Origin of the sequence: Pseudomonas sp. s4 (assembly GCF_046764235.1) — a bacterium.
GTDB classification, from domain to species: Bacteria; Pseudomonadota; Gammaproteobacteria; order Pseudomonadales; family Pseudomonadaceae; genus Aquipseudomonas; species Aquipseudomonas asiatica.
This window is the reverse complement of sequence record NZ_CP177209.1, coordinates 2,125,414-2,143,329: the sequence shown is the minus strand read 5'-3', so window position 1 is coordinate 2,143,329 and position 17,916 is coordinate 2,125,414. Positions and strand designations below refer to the sequence as shown.

The 17,916-nt window shown below is 62.2% G+C and carries 23 protein-coding genes and 1 pseudogene; 1 reads left to right on the top strand and 23 read right to left on the bottom strand.

The window, feature by feature from the left end; all coding sequences use genetic code 11:
* Window positions 1-31: 31 nt before the first annotated feature.
* Window positions 32-643 (bottom strand): tail assembly protein, encoded by a 612-nt coding sequence (locus ACK56M_RS10190; RefSeq protein WP_411959429.1) that lies wholly within the window; start codon window positions 641-643, stop codon window positions 32-34.
* A 56-nt stretch (window positions 644-699) separates the two neighbouring features.
* Complete coding sequence (locus ACK56M_RS10185) at window positions 700-1,032, bottom strand: hypothetical protein (RefSeq protein ID WP_411959428.1); 333 nt, start codon at window positions 1,030-1,032, stop codon at window positions 700-702.
* 176 nt (window positions 1,033-1,208) lie between these two features.
* Between ACK56M_RS10185 and ACK56M_RS10180 the strand changes: the two genes are divergently transcribed.
* Window positions 1,209-1,406: a hypothetical protein gene (locus tag ACK56M_RS10180; RefSeq protein WP_054573889.1), complete on the top strand. Its 198-nt coding sequence runs from the start codon at window positions 1,209-1,211 to the stop codon at window positions 1,404-1,406.
* A 193-nt stretch (window positions 1,407-1,599) separates the two neighbouring features.
* Here ACK56M_RS10180 and ACK56M_RS10175 read toward each other — a convergent pair whose 3' ends face one another.
* From ACK56M_RS10175 to ACK56M_RS10075, 21 genes and pseudogenes are all read right to left on the bottom strand, one after another.
* Entirely contained in the window at window positions 1,600-2,355 is a 756-nt protein-coding gene (locus tag ACK56M_RS10175; protein ID WP_411959427.1) for a C40 family peptidase, read from the bottom strand.
* 2 nt (window positions 2,356-2,357) lie between these two features.
* Window positions 2,358-3,107, bottom strand: a complete 750-nt coding sequence (locus ACK56M_RS10170; RefSeq protein ID WP_411959426.1) for a phage minor tail protein L — start codon at window positions 3,105-3,107, stop codon at window positions 2,358-2,360.
* A gap of 9 nt (window positions 3,108-3,116) precedes the next feature.
* On the bottom strand, window positions 3,117-3,455 hold the full coding sequence (locus ACK56M_RS10165; RefSeq protein ID WP_100414002.1) for a phage tail protein: 339 nt from the start codon (window positions 3,453-3,455) through the stop codon (window positions 3,117-3,119).
* Entirely contained in the window at window positions 3,455-6,868 is a 3,414-nt protein-coding gene (locus tag ACK56M_RS10160) for a phage tail tape measure protein (protein WP_411959425.1), read from the bottom strand. The genes ACK56M_RS10165 and ACK56M_RS10160 overlap by 1 nt, the downstream gene beginning before the upstream one ends.
* Before the next feature lie 3 nt (window positions 6,869-6,871).
* Window positions 6,872-7,093, bottom strand: coding sequence for a DUF1799 domain-containing protein (locus tag ACK56M_RS10155; RefSeq protein ID WP_411959424.1), 222 nt, complete (start codon window positions 7,091-7,093; stop codon window positions 6,872-6,874).
* 92 nt (window positions 7,094-7,185) lie between these two features.
* Window positions 7,186-7,569, bottom strand: a complete 384-nt coding sequence (locus ACK56M_RS10150) for a phage tail assembly chaperone (RefSeq protein ID WP_411959423.1) — start codon at window positions 7,567-7,569, stop codon at window positions 7,186-7,188.
* Between the two features lie 9 nt (window positions 7,570-7,578).
* Window positions 7,579-8,238, bottom strand: a complete 660-nt coding sequence (locus ACK56M_RS10145) for a phage tail protein (protein ID WP_411959422.1) — start codon at window positions 8,236-8,238, stop codon at window positions 7,579-7,581.
* A 39-nt stretch (window positions 8,239-8,277) separates the two neighbouring features.
* Entirely contained in the window at window positions 8,278-8,706 is a 429-nt protein-coding gene (locus ACK56M_RS10140; RefSeq protein ID WP_411959421.1) for a phage tail terminator-like protein, read from the bottom strand.
* Window positions 8,703-9,374 carry a hypothetical protein gene (locus ACK56M_RS10135; RefSeq protein WP_411959420.1) on the bottom strand — a complete coding sequence of 224 codons (672 nt, stop codon included), beginning with the start codon at window positions 9,372-9,374 and terminating at the stop codon, window positions 8,703-8,705. The genes ACK56M_RS10140 and ACK56M_RS10135 overlap by 4 nt, the downstream gene beginning before the upstream one ends.
* A gap of 2 nt (window positions 9,375-9,376) precedes the next feature.
* Window positions 9,377-9,763 (bottom strand): hypothetical protein, encoded by a 387-nt coding sequence (locus ACK56M_RS10130; protein WP_286595158.1) that lies wholly within the window; start codon window positions 9,761-9,763, stop codon window positions 9,377-9,379.
* A 1-nt stretch (window position 9,764) separates the two neighbouring features.
* The gene (locus ACK56M_RS10125) at window positions 9,765-10,133 is read right to left on the bottom strand and encodes a hypothetical protein (protein ID WP_411959419.1); all 369 of its coding nucleotides are present in this window, start codon (window positions 10,131-10,133) and stop codon (window positions 9,765-9,767) included.
* Window positions 10,133-10,429 (bottom strand): hypothetical protein, encoded by a 297-nt coding sequence (locus tag ACK56M_RS10120; protein ID WP_286595161.1) that lies wholly within the window; start codon window positions 10,427-10,429, stop codon window positions 10,133-10,135. Before ACK56M_RS10120 ends, ACK56M_RS10125 begins: the two co-directional genes overlap by 1 nt.
* 42 nt (window positions 10,430-10,471) lie before the next feature.
* Window positions 10,472-11,440, bottom strand: a complete 969-nt coding sequence (locus ACK56M_RS10115) for a major capsid protein (RefSeq protein WP_100414007.1) — start codon at window positions 11,438-11,440, stop codon at window positions 10,472-10,474.
* A gap of 9 nt (window positions 11,441-11,449) precedes the next feature.
* A complete protein-coding gene (locus tag ACK56M_RS10110) occupies window positions 11,450-12,196 on the bottom strand; it encodes a DUF6651 domain-containing protein (RefSeq protein WP_411959418.1) in 747 nt (248 codons plus the stop codon).
* Window positions 12,197-12,349: 153 nt separating this feature from the next.
* The gene (locus tag ACK56M_RS10105) at window positions 12,350-13,426 is read right to left on the bottom strand and encodes a hypothetical protein (RefSeq protein WP_411959417.1); all 1,077 of its coding nucleotides are present in this window, start codon (window positions 13,424-13,426) and stop codon (window positions 12,350-12,352) included.
* Complete coding sequence (locus ACK56M_RS10100; RefSeq protein WP_411959416.1) at window positions 13,426-14,832, bottom strand: DUF4055 domain-containing protein; 1,407 nt, start codon at window positions 14,830-14,832, stop codon at window positions 13,426-13,428. The genes ACK56M_RS10105 and ACK56M_RS10100 overlap by 1 nt, the downstream gene beginning before the upstream one ends.
* A gap of 2 nt (window positions 14,833-14,834) precedes the next feature.
* Complete coding sequence (locus ACK56M_RS10095; protein WP_044047016.1) at window positions 14,835-16,133, bottom strand: terminase large subunit domain-containing protein; 1,299 nt, start codon at window positions 16,131-16,133, stop codon at window positions 14,835-14,837.
* Window positions 16,105-16,581: a DUF2280 domain-containing protein gene (locus ACK56M_RS10090; protein WP_411959415.1), complete on the bottom strand. Its 477-nt coding sequence runs from the start codon at window positions 16,579-16,581 to the stop codon at window positions 16,105-16,107. Before ACK56M_RS10090 ends, ACK56M_RS10095 begins: the two co-directional genes overlap by 29 nt.
* A gap of 31 nt (window positions 16,582-16,612) precedes the next feature.
* Window positions 16,613-17,236, bottom strand: a complete 624-nt coding sequence (locus tag ACK56M_RS10085; protein ID WP_411959414.1) for a putative metallopeptidase — start codon at window positions 17,234-17,236, stop codon at window positions 16,613-16,615.
* Window positions 17,211-17,663 carry a proteasome subunit beta gene (locus tag ACK56M_RS10080; RefSeq protein ID WP_016487771.1) on the bottom strand — a complete coding sequence of 151 codons (453 nt, stop codon included), beginning with the start codon at window positions 17,661-17,663 and terminating at the stop codon, window positions 17,211-17,213. Before ACK56M_RS10080 ends, ACK56M_RS10085 begins: the two co-directional genes overlap by 26 nt.
* Window positions 17,664-17,671: 8 nt before the next feature.
* Window positions 17,672-17,902: pseudogene (locus tag ACK56M_RS10075) on the bottom strand (hypothetical protein).
* Between the last annotated feature and the right edge of the window lie 14 nt (window positions 17,903-17,916).

Genomic DNA, 17,916 nt, shown 5'->3' with positions numbered 1-17,916 from the left:
GCCCGGAGGCGGTTTGTACGCTGAATCGGCCCTAGGCCTTGTCTTGTGCCTCAATGGAGGCAGAGATGATCGCCCCGCCCCATCGGCGCTCGCCGATACAGATCGGGACTGGGTTGCCGCTGGCGGTGGTGTTCTTAGCGCTGCCGAAGGCGTAGGACGCCAAGTTTTCGGGTGCAGCGCTTTGGGACAGGCCCTTGGCTTGGGGGCTGAGCATCTGGATGACGCCACCAATCATCATGGCCGCGCCAGCCTGATAGAGGAACGGAGATGCCCCGGCGAAAGGCGTGAAGGACAGCACAAATGCAGTCGCGATCAAGACTGCCCCGATGACTGTTTGAAGAGTCCCTCCGCGCTTGCGTCCTTCGGCAATAGGGACTATCCGTACTTCCCGCACCCCACCTCGGTCGAACTCGCTCTCCCCAACGTTCTGGCCATTACGGAAAATGGCGAACCTCATCCCCAGGCGATCTAGCCGTTTTATTTCTTCATCAAAGCCAGGCAGCGTGGCGCTGAGAGCTCTACATGCATCTCTGAAGCTTCTTACGTCCAGAAGCCGGCGATGCACTCTGCCGAATCGCCTGGCGAGAGGACCAGACAGTTTGATTATAGTCATTGGCTCATAATGAGCGGCTGTTGCAGCCATGCTTTTCTCCAGGCAATAAAAAACCGCCCGAAGGCGGTTCATGTTTCAGGACTAGATCATATGCAGCTGCGTGCAACGCTTACCCAGTTGGACCAGGTGCTATTCCTGATGTACACACGCACCTTGGCGCCTCCGGCGGCCTCCTCGACAAGAGCCATTACCGGCGTGCCGACCATATCGATATCCAAACGAATGCGGTACCCATTCTCAGTTTCAGTCGATGCGACTCGGGCATTGAGATCCTGCCACTTGGGGGTCAGGCACTTCGAATAGTCACGTGCCGATTTCTGCGTGAGCGAATCAAGGACAGGGCCCTTCTCCTCAAGGTCCGCCGGTGACACGCACCCCGCCAACAACGCCAGCCCCACTGCTCCGATCAGAACTCGCATGTGATCCCTCCATTGAAAACGGCGACTGTACCAGCCGGCCTGGCCAGGCATCCAGCGTGGATGAAATGCCAGTACCGCGCCAGCATTTCGCCAGTGTAGCTTTGCTCCTCCAACGAACCGCCCCGGTCCGTTGCCGGAAAGCCCACGGACTGGGGCACAATCATCAAGGAAGCACCATGAGCTCTAAATGGAAAATCGTCACTATCAGTTGCGCCAATCTCGACAATCCGAACTGGACAATGATGGTGAATCTTGCCGGACCACTGGGCGCCCAGACTACTTGCCACGTGCCTGCGCCAAGCAATATCGATAGCATGACCTTCAAGCAAATCAAGGAATATGCGCTAGCCAAGTGGGAAGAAGCTAACGCGTAACTTCCCGTGAGCCCTTCAGGCTTTCTACTTGAGCCTGGAGGGCAGCCAAGTCACTCTCTACTGCCATGATTCGGTGCTCGATGCGATGAAACCGAGCCTCAGCATTTACGTCCATTGCAGATAGGTCTCGGCGCAAAGCTTCAATTTCTAACTTCAGGTTATCGCTCATGCTTCCCCCTGCGGCCAGGCCGCTTCACTTCGCGTCCCGATGACGCAACACAAGACGCGTTCGGTCGAACCATGGCCCGCCGAACACGACGATTTCAGATGGCCGCCCCAGCAGGTGGTGCAGCATAAAAGGCCCAGGTCCGAAGACGTGTCCGTCCTCACCGGGCAGCTGCGCGTCACCCCCCAGGAAGATACCTGCGTGGTTTGGGTGCGCGGTTCGCCCCACGGCCATGACGATCATGTCGCCTCGCTGCGGCTGGCTGACCTGGTAGAACCCGGCGGCGTCATAGGCCTGCTCGTAGAGACTTGGGCCGTCTGCTTTCTCCCACCATCCCTCTTCACGGGTATAGGCCGGGAAATCCAGGCCCCACTCCCGCTTATACCAGTCGGCGCAGACCTGCCAGCAGTCCCATGCACCGTGCACGAACGGACGACCCAGCAGCGGCGTGTGTCCGGTCGGGGTGATGCTCCGGAGATCGCCCTCCGGCCACGACAGGATGTACCAGGGCAGCCCCGTGGCCTCGCACATGGCCAGGTCACGGGGTGACGGCCTGCTGGTGGCATCTGGATGCGAGTGCACGATGCCGATCACTTCACCCCGGTCTTCGGCCGCGGCGTACTGCTCCGGCGAGATGCGGAACTCCTCTGTAGGATCGGTAGCGATGTTGTCGCACGGGACGTACCGCTGGGCGCGCCCCACAGCGATGAGCAGCCCGCAGCACTCGCGCGGGTACTCCGCCGCAGAGTGCGCTTGCACGGCGGCGAGGATGTGTTTGCGCATGGTCAGCTCCGTGCGATGAGGGAAACAGCCGGGAAGCCGCCAAAGGGAAGTTGGTTGCCCTGGCCAAAGCGAACAGTACAGCCTGAGTCGAGACAGCCGTTGCACTGGTCCTTGGCCGGGTCATCCGTGGGGTTGCCGTCCAAGTCGTAATAGGGGCCGGTGTACCCACAATTCGGGCCACGGTAGCCGGCGGTCATCGCCCAGTGGCATAGCTGGGTCATCTGCCGGCCAATCGTCTCCCCGCCAACGTCGCCAGGGCTGGCCAGCTCCCAGGCCACCGTCTTGCCGTTCTCCGAAACCTTCTGATCGATGTACCAGACCTCGATGGCTTCCTCAGTGGGGTCGGCCTCCGGGTTGCCTGCCGGAAAATTCACCGCATCCAGGTAACGCGCCATGGTGTGGCGCATGGTCAGCTTGAACTCGAGGAGATTGTCGAAGGCCACGCACAGCGCAGTGATCCTTCCGTTGACGTTGCCCACCGTCAGCGTTGGGCGCACGGCGGTACCGTCCGAGTTCACTTCGATGCCTTCGATCTGCATTGGCCAGGCGCCGTACTCGTTGCCCTGCCACCAGATCGACTTGGCCGGCAGCTGGTCGGCGTTCGCGCCAGCCGCCGCAAGCTCCTGAGGCGTGTGTGGAATCGCGTGCCCGTGGAATCGCAGCGTGTCAGCGCCAAAATCCGAGCCGTCCAGCTCGAACAGCAGTACTTCACTGCCAGGCTCCAGGGTCTGGATGTCTTTGATCAGCGACATACTCGCTCCCTATGGGTGGAAAGCCCGCTCGAAGGTGGCGGAGACCTTGAATCGACCGCCGCCCACCGGCGTGGGCTTGGGGTCGGCGCAGGTGAACAACCCCAGATCACCAAGTGGTGTTGTCCAGACGAACGCCTTCGCGCCGCCATGCCGATCGAAGAACTCCATGATCTTGCGGGCCTGTGCCTTCGTACCGGTGACGGTGATCGGGTAGCTGTCCTCCTTGTTGTTGGGGCCGTCGCCCACAACCTGACGGTACCCGCCGCCAAACCTGGACTCGCGGACCCGGTAGGTGATGTCTGGCGTTTCGCCGCGATGCGTCGGCCAGCTGAACGTCTCGATGGCCATCAGCGCCCTCCTTTAGTGTTTCGGTAGCTCACTCCGCCGGGCCGCCACGAATCTGCAACAGCCTTCTCGGCAGCGAGCTGCATCTGCTTCTGCATGTTTTGCTGAAGCAGCGTCTGATCGAGCTCCATACCTTCGTCACTTCGATCCGCGACCGCCACGTTGACCGGTGCCGACACACTGATCATCGTGCCCGAAGTGCTCGTGGTAGCGAGGGTTGAAGCAGGCCCAGTGCCGAGCGGGGTGATGGTGCCACCCTGCCCCCCCATCATCAGATAGGTTTTACCCCCCTGATTTAGCAGTTCAGGCCCAAGCTCGTTAACCTGGTAGAGCGAGTTTGCTGCTACTGGGCCGCCACCAGCGCGCTGGCCGGAGACGAAGTTGTCCATGATGTCCGGGCTGTATCCAGCCTGGGTCGATCCGGCGGAGGTAGTTCCGCCACCGAAGTAGCTTGCAGCTGCAGACGCGCCAAAGCTCACCAGGCTTCCCAGCAGCCCAGAAGCAGCCTGCCGGGTCGCGATCCGTGCCATATCGGCAAGCACCGACTTGGTGAAATCCGAGAATGCCCCTTTGCCGGTGATGGCGAAGTTCACGATCGAGTCTTCCATGCTGGAGTAGGCATTGGTAAACAAGGTTCTCGTCTGCCCTGCTACATCCCTTGCCTGCTCCAGGTAGTTCTGGAAGGCCGACGATGCACCCTTGCGCCAGTCGCCCTGCGCGGCGGTCATCTGGCCGTAGTTGGCGATGGTGGTTTCCTGTAGATCCCTCTCGGTTTTGCCAAGGGCCGCCAGTTTCTGGTTGTACTCATCGAGGCTCATGCCGCGGGAGCCGTCGCCATACTGGTTGGCCAAGTCCAGGCGTTGTTGGTTCATCCGGTCGGTGATGCCGTTCTGCTGGTCCTGCAAACCGCGCTGACGGTCGCCAAGCCCAAGGCCATCGGCGGCGCGCTGCCCCTGCAACCTCAGCGCCTGGACCTGCTGGTCAAGGGCGTCGGTGTAGGTCTGCACTGCCCTGGCCTGCTTGGCCAGTCGGCCCTGCTTATTGGTCGCCAGCACCGAGAGCTCGGTATCGGCGTCCTTCTGCGCCTTGACCATGGCGGCGCGGGCATCCGCGATTTTCTGGTCAAGCTGGATTCGCTGCTGGGCGCTGGTGGTGTTCTTGCCTTTTGCCTCCTCCAGAGCTTTGATCTCGGCCTCGTAGGCGTTTGTAACTTCGACCTTCTGCTGCTCGATGATTGCGGCCCGTTGCGCTGCGTAGGATTCTTGAGAGATCAGACCAGCCTTCTGCGCCGCATCCAGCTCTTTCTGGTGGTTTTTGTATTCGCTCAAGATCGCATTCAGAGCGTTCTTCTGATCATTAAAGGATGTCAGATCGACCCCAGCAGTCCGCCCCTGCTGGTCCTTGTACTTGCTTTCGATGTTGGAGATGTTCTTGGCGATAGTTTCAGCGTTCAGTCGGGCATCGGTCGGGTCAGCTTTCCTGATTTCCTCAAGGTCACGGCGATACTTTTTGATCTCCTCGTTGCGCTTTTGCTCATTGGTCAGCGCTGACTTCGTCAGAGCGTCTACGCGCACCATCGCCGACGTAGCGTCCTTCTGCTGCTTCGCCTGCTCAGCATCATACTTCGCGATTTCGGCTTCAGCTTTCAGCTTGTCTTCGAGGAAGACCTTCTCGTCGCTTAGAAGCGCGAGAGCCCGCTGGCGGTTCATCGACAGACCGAAACCGCCGGCTTGGGTCATGGCAATGCGCCGCTCAACATCAGCAATCTGCTCTGCAACGGTCGACACTCTGCCAACATTCAAAATGCCGTCTACTGCCGCGGCAGCGCCGTCCTTCACGCGTTTCCAGGCCGACTCAATCAAGCCAAGATTGTCGGTGATCTCCTTGGAGCGGTCGCTGACTGCATCGGCATAAGTCTCGGTCAGCAGCTTGGTTGCACCGATAGTGTCGCCCTGCTCCTTGAGGGCAACGATCTGCGAGTACACCGATGCGGTCAGGAAGTGGTATTGGTCATCCAGTTCCTTCGCCGCTTTGACAGGGTCTTCGGCGATCTTGAGGAATTCGGCCACGGTGGCATCAACAGCCCGTCCGGTAGCGTCTTCCATCGCAACTGCCGCCTTTGCGATCAGCTCGAAGCTCTCGCTTGCGACTTTCCCGTTGCCCGCCAGCGAGGCCAGGATCTCGGCTGCCCCGCTGACAGTTCCGTTCACCTCACTGACCCGCCGCGCCATGTCGCCCAGGGCGCTCGCAGTGGTTCCGGCGTAGTTGCCGGTGAGGATCAGGGATTTGTTGTACTCATCTGCCTCTCTGCTGCCCTGACTGTAGCCGTAGATAACGGCCGCGATCGCAGCCGCAGTGGCGGTTAGCGCGCCAGCGACACCCCAAAAGCTTAGCGAAGCAGAGCTGACAGAAGGCCCGACCGCATCGATTGCGGTCTTCGCGTTGCCTGCAGCCTCTGCGGCCGAATTCGTCTGCTCTGCCAGGTCAGAGAGGCTTTCGCCAGCCTCGCCCGCGGTATCCGCCACCTCCTTGGAGCTGGTGGCTACATCAAGCAGAGACCCGCCCAGAGCGGGGCCACCGGAAACACCAGAAAACAGCGACAGGAACTTCTCTTTCAGAGCGTCGAAGGTTTCCTCGATACCGCCGAACGAGTCCTTGATCTGGCCGCCTTGCTGGATCAAGACCAGGAGAGGGTTCTGGCCACCAGCAATGCTGGTAAAAATATCGGTAAACTGAGCGGGAAGCTGGCGGAGCGCCGCTTCCGTCTGAGCAGAGGACGCCCCAGCTTTCCTCAATCCCTCGTCGAACTCGCCGAGCTTCTGCCGGCTCGACTCGATACGAGCGTCATACTCACGGAAGGTCTCTGCGTCTAGCAGCCCGGCGGAACGGTATTTCTGAAGCTGGGCTTGCTGCTGGTCCAGTTTCTCCAGCGCAGCCGCTGCGGGGTTGATCCTGCCCAGCAGGGCCTGTAGGCCATCGCCTTGGATGCCCGCTGCTGCGGCCGCCTGCCGGGCCGATTCCGCCAAGCGCTCTTCTGTTTCGATCAGCGACTTGCCGCGGGCGTTGATTTCGGCCTGATAGGCCGACCAGTCGGTCGCTGCTGCGCTAGCGGAGCCCATGGCTGTCGAGGTGCTGGCAAGGCTCGAAGCCAAGCTCTTGTGGTACTCACTGGCGTCGAGAGATGCCTTGGCCATGGCCGTCAGGCGTGCCATAGCCTCTTCAGTCGTCTCGGCGACCTTGGCTTCCGCCGTCGCGAGCCCTGCCGCTTCCGATGCGACCTTGCTGAACCCTGCCGCCAGCCCTTCAGCGGCTTTTTCCGCCTTCGCGCCAGATTGGGCCAACTGGTCGAGATTGTCCTTGGCCTCAACGGCATCACCGGAGTCGATCTGAAGACCGAGAGAGGCAATGGTGGTCATGATCTACTCCATGGATTCGGCCATGACGGCCAAGGCCTCAACCTCCATGACGCGGAGATCGGGGAAAATGTCGGTGAGGTCGCGGCGCTTGATGCCGAGCATTGAGGCAGTTGCGGGGATGGCGGTGTAGTCCAGGCCGGACGGGCCGCCCGAAGCCACCCGCCACTGCGTGCCCAGGGCATCGAACAGGCGGAAGGCCGGCCATGCATCTGGCCAGACCTCCACCACCTCCTCCTCAATGTCATCCGGGGTCAGTCCCAGCGCCGCCAGTTGCTCGACGGAGGGCCCCCGCTCATAGCAGGCCCGGGCCGCCGCCCTCAGTTTCCCAGGCGGGCCGGGCTGTAGGCAGCCTGGTAGGCATCGATGACCGCCTTCGGAGCGCCGGTGCAGGTGCGCACCAGGTCAACGATGGCCTCGGCGCTGAACTCGTCCTCCAGGTCCCAGCCTGTGACGATATCGCCCAGCTGCTCAGCCTGCAGGGCGATTTCACCGGTAGTGACCTCCTCCCAAGTCACCCCGTCCTTCTGGGCCTTTTCCGCCCAAGCGTCGCGCGCCTTGTTCCAGCGGTCGAACATTGCGGACAGGGCCACGCGGTCCATGTAGCGGAACTGGAATTCCACCGGTGCCGGCTCGGCGCCAATGCGCGGAACCTGCACCACGGCAGCGAAAGTGGGGTTCTGCGCGATTTTGATCTTCGCCATGAGAATTCCTTACGCGCCGGCCAGGTAACGAAGCGAACGAGCCGACAGGCCGACGCTGATGGTGCGGGTCATCATGTTGTTCCGCTCCATTGTGGGGTCTGGAGTGATGCTGACGTAGCCCGGATACAGGATCTGGTCACCGTTTCGGAGCTTCATGCGGATCACCGCAAGCTCTTTTGAAGCGTCGTAACCCTCAACAGCCTCAACGTACGCAGCGGACGGCTGGTCCTCAACCACGATCGACAGGTTGGTCGGGTTGCGGTTGGTCGGGAACTGCTTGTCATCATCGTCTTCCAGATATCCGACGGTCGCATATTGCTGCTCACCGCCGGACGAGTTGAACGAAGTGACCTTGGAGATTTGCACCCAGTCGGACACGGGCAGCACAGAACCAACACCCGCACCAGCGGTAAAGCGCTCGACATCGCTGGTATCAAGGCCGGCCAGGGAGAACGCGTCGGCAGCAACAGCGGATGCCTTAACGGCACGGTCATTGATCAACGCCCAGCCGGAGTTGACCAGCAGAACGTCGCCGTTCTGGATGGTGTGACCGGCAGCAGTCGCCACCGGAGGCTTCGCATTGGTCAGCGCGGTGAATGGGACGGCGGCGCCGATGACGCGTGCGATCTCCAGCACGGCGCCGTTTGGCAGCGGGAAGCGTGCGGCCATGGTTTGTTTCCTCTTGATAGCCCGCCGGGCGGCGGTTGGTTATGCCCCAGCGGGCGGTTGGTCCGCGACACCGCGGTAGATGAAGCTGGCCGGTACCGTGTAGGTCGCCGACTCGGTGATGGTTGGCCCCTGGTCAACTGGTTCGGTAACTAGGCCCTCAAAGCCGTTGCGGCTGAGTTCCGAATCCACCCTGAAGAGACTCGAAAGCTCCTCGACCAGACTCTCAGCGGTAGCCAGTGGCTGACCCGCCGGGCAAACGATGCTCACCTGGTAGACGCCGGTGTACTCGTAGGCATCGCTGCCCAGGTAGCGGCAGGTAGTGCCCGCCGGCAGCTGGAACGCTTGCAGGTAGGTTTCGTCGGGCCCGGCCTCGAAACCCTGCTCGAAGTTCGCGACCCTGATCGGGCGCGCCGTGGCCCAGGCCATCAGCTTGATCTCGATGGCCTGCCTGGCTCGTGCTTGGCTCATACTCGGTGGATCCTGATGGCTTCTTCGACGATGCGCTGGAAGTCGGCGACGGTGACACGCACCATGCCGGCAGGCGCCTGCGAACTGTGGCCGTACTCCAGAGGAAGGGCGTACGGAAGGTTGTTGACGATGTAGGCGGCCTCGCCAGCGGACAGATCACCGGCAGCCAGGAGAAGCCTGTCCAGCGTCTCGCCGGCGCTCTCGATTTCCTCGATCTCGCCTGCCGCCGGTACGCCGGTGGTGAGCTGCCAGTTACTGCGGAAGCGGCCGCCCACGTAGCCCTGGCCAGCCCTCCGAACGCCGAACCCGAAGTTCTCGCGTTGCTCGCGCTTGGTCAGCGGCTTGCGCAGCCGCAGACCGCCCTTCAGGTTGCCGCTCTTGGTGTAGTTGGCCTGGTTGGATGTGATGCTGGCATTGATGGCCGCCGCCTTGGCGTTGTAGGCCGCGATCTGCTCCGCAGCGCTGCCTTGGGCCTCGACGTTCACCTTCCAGAGGTCAGGGTTGCCCACCGGTGACATGGTCACCAGTCTCCGGCCAACCATGATCACGACCTCACGGAAGGTCAGGTCCATAGCCTCTTTTGCCTGCTCAGCGAACTGCTCCAACTGGGCTGCGAAGCTTCCATTCAGTCCGCCATAGCGGTCCTTCATGTGTGATCCGCGGGCCATAGTCACTTCCTCAGTTGGATGGTCCAGGTTGCCTTGGCGGCGTCCTGGCCAACGTTCATGACTCGGTAGCCACTGATACGATCACCGATGGCGGGGATGGCAGGATCTTCCGTGACCGTGCCGCCCTCCTTCATGAGCAGTTCATTTTGCAGCACCTTTAGGCGCACGTCCGACGCCAGGATGCGCGTGCCGTCGATCTCTCGGGCCTTGTACTGGCCGAAGACGCCGCGACCGGCGTAGTACAGCGTTGTCGCCGGCGTACTGCCGCCCTTCTCAGGATCGTAGGTGCCAGGCACAGACCGGCTGCCATCGACCTCACCCACCGCATCGGCCAGCTCCGTATCGAAGGCACGGCCCAGCTCGGCCTGCAACTCGCCTCGAAGCCCCATGTCACCCCCTAACGATCTTGACCTGGCCAGCGCCCAGATACCGCGCCAACAGGGCGAGGGCGAAGGACTCGCCGGCGCTGATGGCCTTGGATGTAGCCGAGTAGGTCTTGCTGCTCGACACGCCGTCGGCATCCACGGATTTGCTCAGCACGCCAGTTTCCTTCGCCTGGTACAGATTGCCCGCAGCCGCCTCTACAGCAACCTCTGCGCCAGCCTGCGCGACATCGGCGGGAACCGTGTCGAACTCAGGCAGACCTTGGTTGGTGAGCCAGGTGTTGGCCATCAGCACCGCGCGCGCCTTCTTTTCATCCGGCGCCCAGGTCTGGCCCAGCAGTGCGTCGACCTGCTCGATGCTGATGTAGGTCGTCATTACGCGGCCCCGTCCAGCAGCTTCTGCAGGTCTTCCAGACTGGCTTCAGGCGCGAACTGGACGCCCTTCTCGGTCAGCGCAGCCTGCAGCTTTGCCTTCTGCTCGGCTTCTTCAGCGGCTTTCTTTTCGGCTGCGGACTTACTGACCTTGGAGGCTTTACCCTCCTTGATCGGCTCGGGATGCTCGTAGCCCTCCGGCGCGAACTTGGCGTCGATGATTTTGTAGCCCTTGCGACGCAGGAAGGTCTTGCGCTCTGCCGAGACCGGGTGCTGCTCGTAGATGATGCTCTCGCTCATGGCGATCTCCTGAGGAAGGCGCCCCGAAGGGCGCGGTACCGGTTACTTGGTGGCGTCGCCGATGGTCATGACGCCGGCCGAGCCCTTGATGCTGTTCGCCACCAGATCCCAGTTGGTGCCGGTGGACAGCTCGGAGTTGGTCGGCGACTTGCCGCCGTTGGCGGTGTCCCAGGTGTAGCCCTTGAGGCCCATGCCGAAGGTGTAGTCAGCCTGCATGGTGGTCTCGATGCGCTCCTTGCCGTTGGAGGTCTCGATGTTGGTGATCAGGTCGGAACCATCCATCACCATCGCGGCGCCGTCGGCCAGGCTCAGCACCTTCTGCTTGTTCGGGGTGCCTGCCTCGTACAGCGCCGGGGCGTCGGTGACGATCACCGCCTTGCCCAAGACATCGACGACCAGAACGCCCCCGGCCTGGAAAAGCTGCTGGTTGTTGGCCAGGTTCTTGCCGATCAGGGCGTGATACTGCGCGCCGGTCATGACTTGGGCGATGAGTCGAGCCGAAGCATCGCCGAACAGCGCGTGAGCGCCGTTGATGGCGATATAGTCGACGCCAGCAGTGGCCGACACATCGTTGACCGCTCCCGGTTGGTTGCCGATTGCAGCAACCAGTGCAGCGATGGCGGTGTTCAGCTGGTCCGACACGATGGCCTCGGACAGGTTGCGGCTGATGACCTCCAGCGCCTCCTCGGGATTCTTCTGCACCCAGGACAGCTGGGCAGGCTCCCACAGGATCGGGCCGAAGCCGCCGGCGATCTTCACCGAGTCGTATTGTTTCTGCGACAGAGGGGTTGCGGCCTGGTTGCCGTTGGCGGCGTAACGGTCCACGCGGCGTTGTGCACCGTGCAGGCCGGCCCAGAACGATTCCTGCAGGAAGTCACCGTCGATACCTTGGGTGGTGAGGCGGATGGAGCCTGCAGATGCGGCGTTGAACTTATCGACATCCTGGGTAAGGGTTTCGATGGTGGCGTGGCGAAGGTATTCGTTGAACACCTTCATGTTCGAAAGGGCCATTGGGCCTCCTTATTCGCTTGCGATCAGGCCCTTCATGGCTTCCAGGCGCTCTGCCTTGGTGCCACCGAAGTTGCCCTTGGTGGTTTTGGTGCTGCCACCGCCATTCGGAGCGCCGCCGCCGTTGGCGCCGGAGCTCTTGAGGATGTGGTCGCGATGGGGGTACTGCGAGACGAGGGTTTCCAGCGCTTCGTTGAAGTCGGCCAGCTCACCCGGGCGGCTGCGGCTGAAGATCTTCTGGCCCTGGACGTCGTAGGCGACGACCTTGCCCTCTTCGATCTTGAAGCTGTTGCCGAAGGCGGCCTGGACCATGTCAGCCGGCACCGCCATCTTCTCGGCGATGAACTGCGAGCGGGCGAAGCTGCCGCCAATCTTCTCGGCATACAGCTGCTGCTCGAAGGTCTGCGCCTTGCCGTTGGCTTCATCCAGTTGGGCTTGGAAGGCCTTGCTGATTTCGCCCTTCACCTTCTCGATCTCGCCGGCATCCACCAGCTTCTTGGCGTCGAGGTTGGCGACGATCTCCAGGGCTTTCTTGGCGGCCGCAGCATCTTCGATGCCTTCGAATGCCTTGGCGGTCTTCTCGAAGCCGTCGGCGCGCTCGCGGTGCGACTTGGCTTCGGCGTTCAGCCGGGTGATGGTGTTGCGGGTGCCTACAGCGTCGAAGGCGACCTCCTTGCCATCGTCCTCGACGTAGACCGGCTTGCCATCTTCGATCACGGCATACTGCTTGCCATCCACTTCAACGGTTTTGAGTTTCATCTCGTCTCTCTGGGCCATCCGGCCTGTAGGTGAGCCATCCGGCCCCAGTTGCGCCCCGTCCATCCGAACCGCAGGCAGAAAAAAGCCCCGCACGAGGCGAGGCCTTGAAGTTGCGCGCCACGAAATCGCAGGTGATGGATTCGTGGCGCGGTGTTACTTGAGCCGATCCTGCAGTTGCGCAAGCGTGAGTAGCTTTCCCTTGTCGTTGTAGAACGCGCTGAGCTTCAGCCCGCCCTCACGCATCAGTCGGCCACGTTCCGGCCCAAGGATCTCGTCCTGGCGCGCCGCCGACTGCTTGCTGAGCCATTCGGCGTAGGTGGTCGACTCTGGTACTTGGCCGTCCATGCTCGCCCGCGTTGCTCCGTCGCTGAAACCCAGGGCCTTGGCGCTCTTGAGCACCGGGACCTTGGAGGAGCGGCAACAGAAGTGGATACGCCCCGGCCCCGCCAGCCACGGGATCGTGTGCCCGATGGGCTTGTAGATGCCCAGCGTGTACGGCAGGCGGTCACGGATACGGCAGTCGGACGATGTGTGGTTATCCAGAGTACTCAGCCACTCAACGTGGCTGATGATGTCGCTGTTGGCCTCGTAGGCTGCGTCACTGGCTGTTTCAGCCGTGTGAGACACCGCAGACCGCACTACCGCCTCAACATCGCGCCTGGCCTTCTGGAGGGCTCCGTCGGCGTATTTCTGAAACCAGCTACCCATGACCGTGCGGACGATCTCCGCAGTGGTGCGCCCCTCGACAACGCCCGAGCGCACGGCATCGCGCACTGCGGCAGCGCGACTGGACTCGATGCCGGCCATCCACTCCCTCAGCAAGCGCCCCCGGAACGGTCGGGCCTGGGCGATCGCCTTCACCGCGCTGAACGCTGGTGAAACGACCGGGTACGCCTCCTGCACCAGGGCCGGGAGAACGGCACGCAGCGCGCTCTGTTGGAACGCCAGCTCGTAGCTGATCAACCCGTCGGCCATCTGGTCCATGGCCAGGCGAATCTCAATGAAGGTCTGCTGGTTGATCCGCAGCACCGCCGACAGGGCGATATCGACAGCTGCGGCCGACAGGTCGGTGCCGAGGTTGTCGATGGCCTCGATCAACGCGGCGCGCAGGTCGGCGTCCTTGCTGTTGAGGATTTTGATGATCGTCACAACCTGGCTGTTGCTCAGCCTGGACAGGTCGACCTCATGCCCGATCAGCTCGTTCAGCAGCTTCTCGTTGGCCGTCTTCATCACAGCGTACCGAGGGACGGGCCCTGGGCCTCAATCTTCGCCAGTTCCTCTTCCCAGTCGTATTCGTCGCTGATCACGCCGCGGCGCTGCATCTCGGTGAACAGCGTCTCCTTACTGATCATCCCGGCATTGGCCATGGATACCAGCGTCGGCAGCGACACCTCCGGCATGTAGTCGACATCGAAGTTGCCGCGCATCTCGACCGTGCCGCCCTCGCCCAAGCCGCGGTAATCGGCCATGAACTGGAGCAGTTGGGCTAGGCAGTCTGCGAAGTGGTGCGCCATGCGCGCGAGCGGGGACAACTCCTGCGCCGCCTCCTCCTCCGCCTGGGTGGCGGTCTTGGTAGCCGTTTTGTCCGGCGTCAGCAGCTTGGCCCCAGCCATGCGCATCTCGTTGATCAGGTCCTGCAGCGCCGTGCGACCCGCATCGACGGCCTGGCCGGTGTGCTCGACGTACTTGAGGTCACCGTCCTTGGGCAGATCGGTCAGCTGACCGGTGCCCACCTTGAACTCTGGCGGGATCACCTTCCCCTGGTTGTCGTACTGGGTCTGGATGCCGATGCGAACCAGGATCGGGACGCGGATCACGTGAAGAATGTTGTCTTGGTCGCTCTGGCTTTGCCAATGCTTCACGTTCAGGTGCGCCAGCTCAATCAGTGGCGGCTTGGCCGTCATGAAGCCGGTCCGGCCCGTGTAGAAAGTGACCCATGGGATCGCGGCCAGGCTGTTGGTGCCTTCCTCGTACAGCTCCCAGGTACCGCCGGCTGCAGCCTGCTTGCCCCGTACGGCCTTGGCCGACCTGCGATAGGTTCGCCAAGAGCCCGGCTCCAGCACGCGAATCTGCTCGACGCACTTGGCGCCGAACTCGCCATCCTCCTCCTCAACCACCTCGATGTAGCGGACCATGGTCAGCACGCCGCCCTTGGAGCGCCAGCCCAGTACCTGCTCAGGCCTCACCATCACCACATAGGGGCGCACGCCAGCGGCCTGCTCGTCTGCCTGGGTCTTCAGCTCACCCGCTGGCGGGTGATCGACGAAGGCATGGCACAGGCCATGGCTCAACCCCTCGGTGAAGAACCCGACCGACCAGGAGTTGAGGTCATTGCCGGCGTGGTCGATGTCCTTGGTCATCTCGACAATGGCCTCTGGCACATCGTCACCCACCTGCAGCGGCTCGGCGAACACGCGGGAGGTCATGTTGCCCACGGTCTCGGAGTACGCCGGCAGCAGGGTCGAGAGGCGCAGGCGCTCTTTGTAGGCCTCGTCGTCTTCGGCTGGGTACTGCGGCAGCAGGACCTTCCCCGCCGCCCGCATCGCCATGGTTCCGCCCATGAGTGGCGAGATCACGGCCCAGTAGGCGCGCATCGCGTCGACAGCGGGCAGCGTGATGCTCGGGTTATCGCTCATGGTCACATTCTCAGGGATTGGGTCGTGAAGACCGGTCGTTCAATTGGGTAGTCGTGGTGGATGAAGTAGCCACCCGCGTCGTTCGCATGGTCCACGCCAGATTTCTTGTCTGGCTCACCGTTGGCAGCCCATACCTGCTGCTCCAGGCCGTCCGCATAGGTCGGGCAGCGCAGCGGGTTGATCAGGTAACGCCGCTCGCCATTCGCGTTGCAAAACATCGCGTTCATGGCGTTGATGCGGTCCTTCACCGGAGGGTTGGCGTCTGGGGCGATAACGCTGAACCCGGCCTGGCGCAGGATGGCGATGTCCGTCTCGCTGGCGTTCACCGACTTGCGGGAGCCGCCCGAGGCGTCGGGGTAGATCCGGATCTCGCAGGTCTTCTCGTAGTCCCTGCCGTTGTGCCGCCAGTAGCGCTCCTTGATGCGCCGGATCATGTCCGGGGTATCGAAGCCGTCGATCAGCTCATCCACGGCCCTGGGCTTTCCGTCAGGCCTTTTGACATGGACGATCGCCGCCATCTTGCCGACGTTGAAGTCCATGCCGATGAACAGGGGTTCTCCAGGCTCTACGGTGTCGAAGCAGGAATTCAGCTTCCGGTCGTAGGCGTGGTAGATCGACCCGGAGTTCAGGTTGACGAACTGGCCGTTGAGGTAGGCTAGGATGAGCTGGGCCGGATAGGACTCCATCAGCGACGGGATGTAGTCGGGCGGCAGGTTCAGCTCGTTGTCGAACGTGCTGGCCTGCACCAGGCCGTACATGCCCTGCAGGGCCGGTTTCTCGCGCAGCTGCTTCACGAACTGCTGATAGACGAACTTGAACCCCTCGGGGGTAGTCGTCACATCCACGCCGTTCTTCAGCCCGGGCACGTTGTAACGCATCCGGGCAATGATCTTGCGCCAGGCGTGCTCGGCCTTCAGCGCTGGCAGTACATCGAGTTCGTCGACCAGGGCATGCCCGATCTTGAAGCCGACGATGGTCTGCGGCTTCTCCATCGAGCGGCAGATGGTCGTGCTGCGGTACTGGCCTCCGCTGTAGAACTCGACCTCCTTGTCGCTCTCCTTCGTCTTGACCTTCAGGCCCCAGTCGAAGGCGACCTCCTCGATGGTCGGGAAAAAGATGTCGCGAATCTGCGGGTAGGTCGGGGCGAAGTAGCCGGAGTCGATCCGGGGCCACTCCCACACGTGCTTGCACAGCGCCGCGCAGCCGACCCAGGTCTTGCCTGAGCCAAATCCGGCAACGAATCCGCGGAACTTGTTCTCCATCCGGAGGAAGCTAGCCTGCGGAACGTTCAGCGACGGCATCAGGCTTCCTCGCATCCACCACATCGACCTGCACCCGAGTGGGCGGCACGTTGTCGTGGGGATTCTCGTTCTTGGTCTGGCGGTTCACGTAGACATCACCGACCTCTTTGGCAGCCTGCTCCAGCAGCTGAGCCGTCAGGGCCATGTTCTTCATGTTCTCGGCCTTCTCAGCCATCCGCCCCAGCACACGAAGCCGAAACGCTCGGTTGGCGATCGGTATCTCAGCCGTCTCCTCGCGGAAGCGCTTACGAGTGTCTTCGAAAAGGGTCACCCAGCGCTTGGCCAGGTCACGCCCAGCACGCTTGGTCGGGTCGTGCGCCTCACACTTCTGCCGGGTAACCTCAAGGCCGAATTCTTCTCGGACGGCTGCCGCGACTTGCGAGGGGGTATCGAAACAGGCTAGGGCCTGAACGATGAAGGCTTTCACCTCGTTGCTCAGGGCCGCCATAGGTTTTCATCCGTCGTGGGTCTGTCAGGGGTCAGGCAGACTTGAGCAGACAGGTTCCGCAGGCCCTCGAAATGTTGATCTTGGCCACCTCTGGCGGCCGGCTTGCAGCTTCGATCAGCTGCTGTACGTCATGCCCGGCGCCGTAGCGGCGAACCACCCCGACGAACTCTTCCACATCGTGTCCACGCAGCGTCAGGCTGGGCAACCCGTCCTGGGTGAACTTGGGCGCGCCGTACTGATCGAGCTTCTGGGCAATGTGGTACAGCTCATGTTCGATGAGGGCGCAGAACTCGGTGTCGGAACACTGGGAGCAGTAGTCGGCAGCCAGTGTGATGACGAAGCCCGGCACCTCGCCGAACCAGTCGATCATCTGTTGCTCTTGCCGGGCCTTCTGCCACCCGCCAGCACGAAACATCACAGCCTCGGCCTGCCCTACCACGGTTCGCCCTTGCTTCTCGAAGCAGGCTGAGGCCCACAGGAAGCGCAGCGGCGCGTCGATCAGGTGTGCATGGTCAGGGTTATGCAGCTCGCCACCCTCGCTGAGGATCACAGCCTGCACCCATTCGCCCACATCGCGCGCTGGCTGAAGCCTGGTGCCGAACATCGACAGCTCGGTCAGCTCAAGGAGGTCAGCCGGAGGAACTGGCCTTTCCATGCTGGTCAATCCTCATAGTCCGAACCTTGCCGCCGGTGTAGATATCCCGCTTCATCGCGGCACGAACCGCCTCTTCGGCACTTGCGCCCATGTCCATTGCTGCCAGGGCATAGGCCGAGCCGCTGCCGATCGCGTCAGGGTTGGCCGGATCGAGGTCCTGCCGCCATACGCCAGTCTTGTCGTCATGGCCCACCATCTGCAGCCTGCCGCCATCCACCACGTATCCCGAGCACTCGACAGGTACCGGCGATGGCGTGCCGAAGTAGGCCGCAATCAGGGCCTTCTCGTCGCACACGGCACCGGACAGGAAGAAGCTGACGCCATCCACGACGGTGAGCTTTTGGCAGTCATCGGAAACGATGGAGCCGCTGCGGGTCTGGCGGGAGTCGTAGGCGATTACGCCGTCCTTGTAGGCAATGGTGGTCATGGCTGCACTCAGGCGAAAGGATCGGCCGGCTTGGCGATCGAGCGCACAAACCACATGAAGCCCTGCTGCAGGTTGGTCTTGGCCAAGGCCAGCAGTCGCGGGTCAACACCTTCGATCTGGCCGATCTACTTGAACAGCTCGCCGGCATCGGCCTCCAGGGCCTTGATCGAGTTCATGCCGTCGATCTCGCTCTGGGTGAGGTCGCGGTAGCCGGTGATCTTCTTGTGCTGGTTGTGCATGGATGACCCTCAGG

What these genes read in the sequence shown, in the direction of transcription:
- ACK56M_RS10190 (WP_411959429.1), bottom strand. Translation starts at nt 643, where the DNA reads ATGGCTGCAACAGCCGCTCATTATGAGCCAATGACTATAATCAAACTG.
- ACK56M_RS10185 (WP_411959428.1), bottom strand. Translation starts at nt 1,032, where the DNA reads ATGCGAGTTCTGATCGGAGCAGTGGGGCTGGCGTTGTTGGCGGGGTGC.
- ACK56M_RS10180 (WP_054573889.1), top strand. Translation starts at nt 1,209, where the DNA reads ATGAGCTCTAAATGGAAAATCGTCACTATCAGTTGCGCCAATCTCGAC.
- ACK56M_RS10175 (WP_411959427.1), bottom strand. Translation starts at nt 2,355, where the DNA reads ATGCGCAAACACATCCTCGCCGCCGTGCAAGCGCACTCTGCGGCGGAG.
- ACK56M_RS10170 (WP_411959426.1), bottom strand. Translation starts at nt 3,107, where the DNA reads ATGTCGCTGATCAAAGACATCCAGACCCTGGAGCCTGGCAGTGAAGTA.
- ACK56M_RS10165 (WP_100414002.1), bottom strand. Translation starts at nt 3,455, where the DNA reads ATGGCCATCGAGACGTTCAGCTGGCCGACGCATCGCGGCGAAACGCCA.
- ACK56M_RS10160 (WP_411959425.1), bottom strand. Translation starts at nt 6,868, where the DNA reads ATGACCACCATTGCCTCTCTCGGTCTTCAGATCGACTCCGGTGATGCC.
- ACK56M_RS10150 (WP_411959423.1), bottom strand. Translation starts at nt 7,569, where the DNA reads ATGGCGAAGATCAAAATCGCGCAGAACCCCACTTTCGCTGCCGTGGTG.
- ACK56M_RS10145 (WP_411959422.1), bottom strand. Translation starts at nt 8,238, where the DNA reads ATGGCCGCACGCTTCCCGCTGCCAAACGGCGCCGTGCTGGAGATCGCA.
- ACK56M_RS10140 (WP_411959421.1), bottom strand. Translation starts at nt 8,706, where the DNA reads ATGAGCCAAGCACGAGCCAGGCAGGCCATCGAGATCAAGCTGATGGCC.
- ACK56M_RS10135 (WP_411959420.1), bottom strand. Translation starts at nt 9,374, where the DNA reads ATGGCCCGCGGATCACACATGAAGGACCGCTATGGCGGACTGAATGGA.
- ACK56M_RS10130 (WP_286595158.1), bottom strand. Translation starts at nt 9,763, where the DNA reads ATGGGGCTTCGAGGCGAGTTGCAGGCCGAGCTGGGCCGTGCCTTCGAT.
- ACK56M_RS10125 (WP_411959419.1), bottom strand. Translation starts at nt 10,133, where the DNA reads ATGACGACCTACATCAGCATCGAGCAGGTCGACGCACTGCTGGGCCAG.
- ACK56M_RS10120 (WP_286595161.1), bottom strand. Translation starts at nt 10,429, where the DNA reads ATGAGCGAGAGCATCATCTACGAGCAGCACCCGGTCTCGGCAGAGCGC.
- ACK56M_RS10115 (WP_100414007.1), bottom strand. Translation starts at nt 11,440, where the DNA reads ATGGCCCTTTCGAACATGAAGGTGTTCAACGAATACCTTCGCCACGCC.
- ACK56M_RS10110 (WP_411959418.1), bottom strand. Translation starts at nt 12,196, where the DNA reads ATGAAACTCAAAACCGTTGAAGTGGATGGCAAGCAGTATGCCGTGATC.
- ACK56M_RS10105 (WP_411959417.1), bottom strand. Translation starts at nt 13,426, where the DNA reads ATGAAGACGGCCAACGAGAAGCTGCTGAACGAGCTGATCGGGCATGAG.
- ACK56M_RS10100 (WP_411959416.1), bottom strand. Translation starts at nt 14,832, where the DNA reads ATGAGCGATAACCCGAGCATCACGCTGCCCGCTGTCGACGCGATGCGC.
- ACK56M_RS10095 (WP_044047016.1), bottom strand. Translation starts at nt 16,133, where the DNA reads ATGCCGTCGCTGAACGTTCCGCAGGCTAGCTTCCTCCGGATGGAGAAC.
- ACK56M_RS10090 (WP_411959415.1), bottom strand. Translation starts at nt 16,581, where the DNA reads ATGGCGGCCCTGAGCAACGAGGTGAAAGCCTTCATCGTTCAGGCCCTA.
- ACK56M_RS10085 (WP_411959414.1), bottom strand. Translation starts at nt 17,236, where the DNA reads ATGGAAAGGCCAGTTCCTCCGGCTGACCTCCTTGAGCTGACCGAGCTG.
- ACK56M_RS10080 (WP_016487771.1), bottom strand. Translation starts at nt 17,663, where the DNA reads ATGACCACCATTGCCTACAAGGACGGCGTAATCGCCTACGACTCCCGC.